5 protein-coding genes are annotated in these 4378 nt (G+C 51.3%); 3 read left to right on the top strand and 2 right to left on the bottom strand.

What is annotated here, in order from left to right; all coding sequences use genetic code 11:
- The 3 genes from AC2VLY_RS12545 to AC2VLY_RS12555 all read left to right on the top strand — a co-directional run.
- A partial coding sequence (locus AC2VLY_RS12545) for a sensor domain-containing diguanylate cyclase (protein ID WP_486922380.1) occupies positions 1-912 on the top strand: 912 nt, incomplete at its 5' end.
- A 139-nt stretch (positions 913-1051) separates the two neighbouring features.
- A complete protein-coding gene (locus AC2VLY_RS12550; RefSeq protein ID WP_193649971.1) occupies positions 1052-1633 on the top strand; it encodes a lytic transglycosylase domain-containing protein in 582 nt (193 codons plus the stop codon).
- A 65-nt stretch (positions 1634-1698) separates the two neighbouring features.
- Complete coding sequence (locus AC2VLY_RS12555) at positions 1699-1977, top strand: YrhK family protein (protein WP_193649970.1); 279 nt, start codon at positions 1699-1701, stop codon at positions 1975-1977.
- 8 nt (positions 1978-1985) lie between these two features.
- On the opposite strand, the gene AC2VLY_RS12560 is transcribed toward AC2VLY_RS12555, so the two are convergent.
- Positions 1986-2510, bottom strand: coding sequence for a Rossmann-fold NAD(P)-binding domain-containing protein (locus AC2VLY_RS12560; RefSeq protein WP_227485239.1), 525 nt, complete (start codon positions 2508-2510; stop codon positions 1986-1988).
- A gap of 180 nt (positions 2511-2690) precedes the next feature.
- Positions 2691-4378: DNA gyrase subunit A (locus tag AC2VLY_RS12565; RefSeq protein WP_486922381.1), on the bottom strand; the 1688-nt coding region annotated here is incomplete at its 5' end.

The following is a 4378-nucleotide window of genomic DNA, read 5'->3' on the forward strand; positions in this document are numbered from 1 at the left end:
GCTACCGAGCTCAGTGAAGAAATGGGACATGAAATCAGCCAATCTGAGCAGAATTTTCAGCGTCTTTTTGAAAATATGCTCGACGTTTTCTATCGTACCGATAGTGAGCAAAACCTGACCTTGGTGGGCCCTGCGGCCTTAGGCGTATTAGGTTATTTACCCGAAGAAGTTATTGGTCTTCCTGCCTCCAGCTTCTATATTGATCCACAAGCACGGGAAAATATCGTAACCGCCGTTAAGAAACATGGGAAAGTTCAAAACTTCCCGGCACGCTTGAAACATAAAGATGGGCATATTGTGGATGTCGAAATTACCAGTAGTGCAATTTATAGCGAAGATAAGCAATTTCTGGGTATGGAAGGCCTGTTCAGAGATGTGAGCGAACAGGTCGGCATTAAGGAAAAGCTGCATCGACTTGCCACCATTGATGAATTGACCGGCATATTGAACCGTAGGGCCTTTCTGGAAAAAGCCAATCACCTGATCAAACATTTGCGTAGACACCCAGAATATAGTCTGCTCGCCGTGATTGATCTGGATAAATTCAAACCCATCAATGACCGCTATGGACACTTGAGCGGGGATCGTGTTCTGAAAGTGTTTGTATCACTCTTTAAGGAGACCCTTCGGGAAACAGACGTTTTTGGTCGCCTGGGTGGAGATGAATTCGCGATTATTTTCAGAAAGTGCACGATGACAGAAGGCTTGGAAATCCTGGAACGAATCCAGGAAAAAATGCAGAAAATCAGCATTAGACTCTCCGATAATGAAGTTTACATCTCAGCCAGCATCGGCTTGACCGAGTTGCGTGAAGAAGACCTGCCATTTTCTCTGGCACTGGCTCGAGCAGATCGGGCTCTTTATCAGGTCAAACAGAATGGAGGAGCCCATGTCGCAATGCTTTTATCATGATCAGGATAATGAAAACGCAACGGACTGGCCGGGCTTGATAATCGGAAACGCCCAAGCATATTAGCATCAGCTAAAACTTGCACCCGCTAAAAAAACCATGTATAACCTATAGCCCTTGCAGCTATGTGGTTATTTTGATTTGAAAAAACTTTTTGTGGCCGCAGTGACGGCCGGAATCAGCTTCCTGTTTATCATCGCGCCGCAACCTTTGCAGCGCAGCATTCCCGGACTGCCTGCGAATATCGCCCTGTTGAAAACAAGGGTAACTTTAAGTAGTTCTAGAGGCTCACACAGTTCCCAATCACAATCTTCTGCTGCTCTTGCCAACCCCCTGACGGGACGTGCATGGCAGAAGCTCGCCGGCATCTACAGTAAAGATGTACTGTATGCTTCCAATCAAACGGGCGTTTCCCGCAAATTGTTGGCTGCCGTGATTCATGTCGAAAGTCGTGCAAGTAACGTCGTCAGCTATGCTGGGGCTGTTGGTCCTATGCAGCTCATGCCCAGCACTGCATGGCGCATACTTCATGTCAATCCGTGGAAGCCTCGCCAGAATATCGTGGGTGGTGCCCGCTATTTGCGTCGTCTGCTCTCAATTTTTCATGGACATCTTCGCCTGGCGCTGGAAGCTTATAATGCCGGACCCACCACAGTGGCCCAAGGCGTAATTCCCATACCGGCAAAAGTTTATGCGCGTCAGGTGATGGCACTGGCGGCTTGAGATCGGCATGAATGCCAGTCTATGTTAACATTAAAGTATACTGTTAACATTATCAGGAGAAGGCGTTGTCAGAAAACAGTTCGTCAAACAGCAATTTCACTATCTGCATGGGTCACGACGAATTATTGATTCGTAACCGTTACGAAACCATCAGCATCGCCAATGATTTCATGATCGGCATATTATTTCTGGTAGGCAGTTTCTTTTTCTTCTATCCCTCCATGGAAACGGCTGGAGTCTGGCTTTTTGTGATTGGCAGCGCCGAACTGTTAATAAGACCGGTGATCCGGCTCGCCCGCCATATTCATCTACAGAAACTACCCAGTGGCAGCTGGGATATGTAACTGTCCGGTCAGCGAGCGGGCCGCAAATAACGCGCAATGCTTTGCCGCGTAGTGGCTTGCGCGATCAATTCATTGTAATTCTCAATCCGATCACGCGCCCATGCGTTGGCATGCTGTTCCGTTTGTTGAATGGTATTTCGCGCGTACAAGCCTCTAAATTGCCAGATAGCCAGCCAGAAACATACGGTGGCCATTCCTGCGTCGCCCAGTCTGGGCACCATTGCCAGGGGAACCTGCATGAGCACTACATCCAGAATCACACAGACAAGAAAAGCCGTAACTCCCAGACGCCATCTTCTGCTGCGCTTGGGAGCTGTAGCACGCCCCAGTTCCCTGGCCAGGAGTGCCTGCCGCCACTCCTGAGGCTGTTGAGCAAGCGCCGGGGATAAAAATACCGATCCGGTAATGGGGTCGTGCAAAGCACTCACATTATCCGCCAGCGAGCTGTAAAAAACCGGGGTATGCACGTCTCCCAAACTATCGCGCAAGACGTACAACTGGGGATCACGGCGCAGCAAATCCTTTATAGACATTATCGACTCCTGATTCAGCAAATAAACCTGCCGTTTATCGTCGGCATGTTGATGCATAAGCAAGAACGATTCCAGGTAGGACCAAGTGCATTGCCGGGGTTTTATCCTATTGCACAGGATTCGACTTTTGCACTATTTTAGTGCGCAAGCACCATATTGGTGCACAATGGCTGCACTCCATTAGCGCAATGATCGACCCTTACCAGCCCGCTTGCCGCGACAAATCTCCAGGCGATTTTTACGAATAGTGCGCGGCAAAGTCTGTCCCTCGGGATGAATATAAAGGCTTTGCAAATGGGCTTGGGGCGCCAGCGCCATCAGTTTCACCCCCTTCCCTTTCGGCAGGCTTTTGATTTCTGCCAGCGGAAATATCAATCCCGCATAATCTGAAGAGACGCACAATATTTCTGCAGACAGATCAGAAACAGGAAGCAGCGGCAAAGGATACTCATCTTTATCCAGAGACAGGAAAGCTTTCCCGGCACGATTGCGCCCGGCCATGTTTTCCAGTGCAGTGACAAAGCCATATGCACCACTGCTCGCTACCAGCCACAAACTGTCGGCCGGACCACAAGCCGCCGCCTGAAGGGAGGCTCCGGCCTGAAAATCTACCTGACTGGAGGCGGGGACCCCGTCCCCACGGCCACCGGGAACCTGACTGACCGGAACAGAATATGCGCGACCGGTTTGATCCAGCAACACCAGTTGATCCACAGAGCGTACTTCAAAAACCTGCAGGAGCTGGTCGCCTTCCTTGAAGTTCAGACTCTCCGTGGCAATACCGTGTCCGGCTCGACTGCGTAACCAGCCTTTGCGAGACACTATGACCGTCACTGGCTCGTCGGTCACAGCGGCCACAATAGTCTGAGCAGTCTTGCTGGTAATGGCCACATCCGCCTGTAACAAGCTGCGTCGATCATCTCCGAACTTCTGGGCATCGGCGTTGATTTCCTCAACCAGCAAGTCTCTCAGGCGTTCCTCGTGAGCCAGCAGGCCAGTCAGATAATCGGCCACATCCCGCTTGTCCTTGAGTTCTTTTTCCAGTTCAATGCCAGCCAGCCTGGCCAATTGACGCAAACGGATTTCAAGAATGTCTTCGGCCTGAACTTCTGTCAGATCAAAGTGCTGGATGAGATCTATTTTGGGATCATCGGACTCCCGAATGACCCGGATAACGGCATCAATATCCAGAAGAACCCGGAGTCGTCCTTCGAGAATATGGATACGCGCCAACGTCTTGTCCAGACGAAACTGGCTACGGCGGCGAACCGTGCGCAGACGGTAAGTTACCCACTGCCGCAAAATGGCCGTTAGCGGCAGACAGGGTGCGCGGCCTTCCAGATCCAGCACCGTCAAATTGACGGACTGATTGGATTCCAACGAAGTACGTGCCAATAAATAGGTCATCAGTTGCTGGGGGTCCTGATTCCGGGAACGGGGTTCCACCACAATACGCACTGCGTGATCCTTGCCGGACTCATCGCGCACCGTATCTATCTGGGAAAGCATGGCCGTTTTGGTGGACTGCTGCTCAGGCGTCAGGGCTTTTTTCTTGCCCTCACCCCTCGGCTGCGGATTGGAAAGATTTTCTATTTCCGAGAGCACCTGTGCCGTGGAAACGCCTGGAGGCAGTTCATGGATACTGATGCGCCACTCACCCCGCGCCAGCTTTTCCACTTCCCAGCGGGCCCGCACCCGAATACTGCCCCGCCCCGACAGATAAGCTTCACGAATTTGTTCGGGCAGTGAAATAATCTGCCCTCCCCCGGGAAAATCCGGGCCGGGTATCTGCTCAAGAATAGCGTCATCCGACGTCTCCGGATTTGCTGCCAACTGCGCGCAAACGGCCGCCAGCTCGCGCAGATTAT

It is taken from the genome of Acidithiobacillus sp. TH-A36 (assembly GCF_057473445.1).

Coding starts and splice junctions, on each gene's coding strand:
- AC2VLY_RS12560 (WP_227485239.1), bottom strand. CDS start 2,510: ATGTCTATAAAGGATTTGCTGCGCCGTGATCCCCAGTTGTACGTCTTG.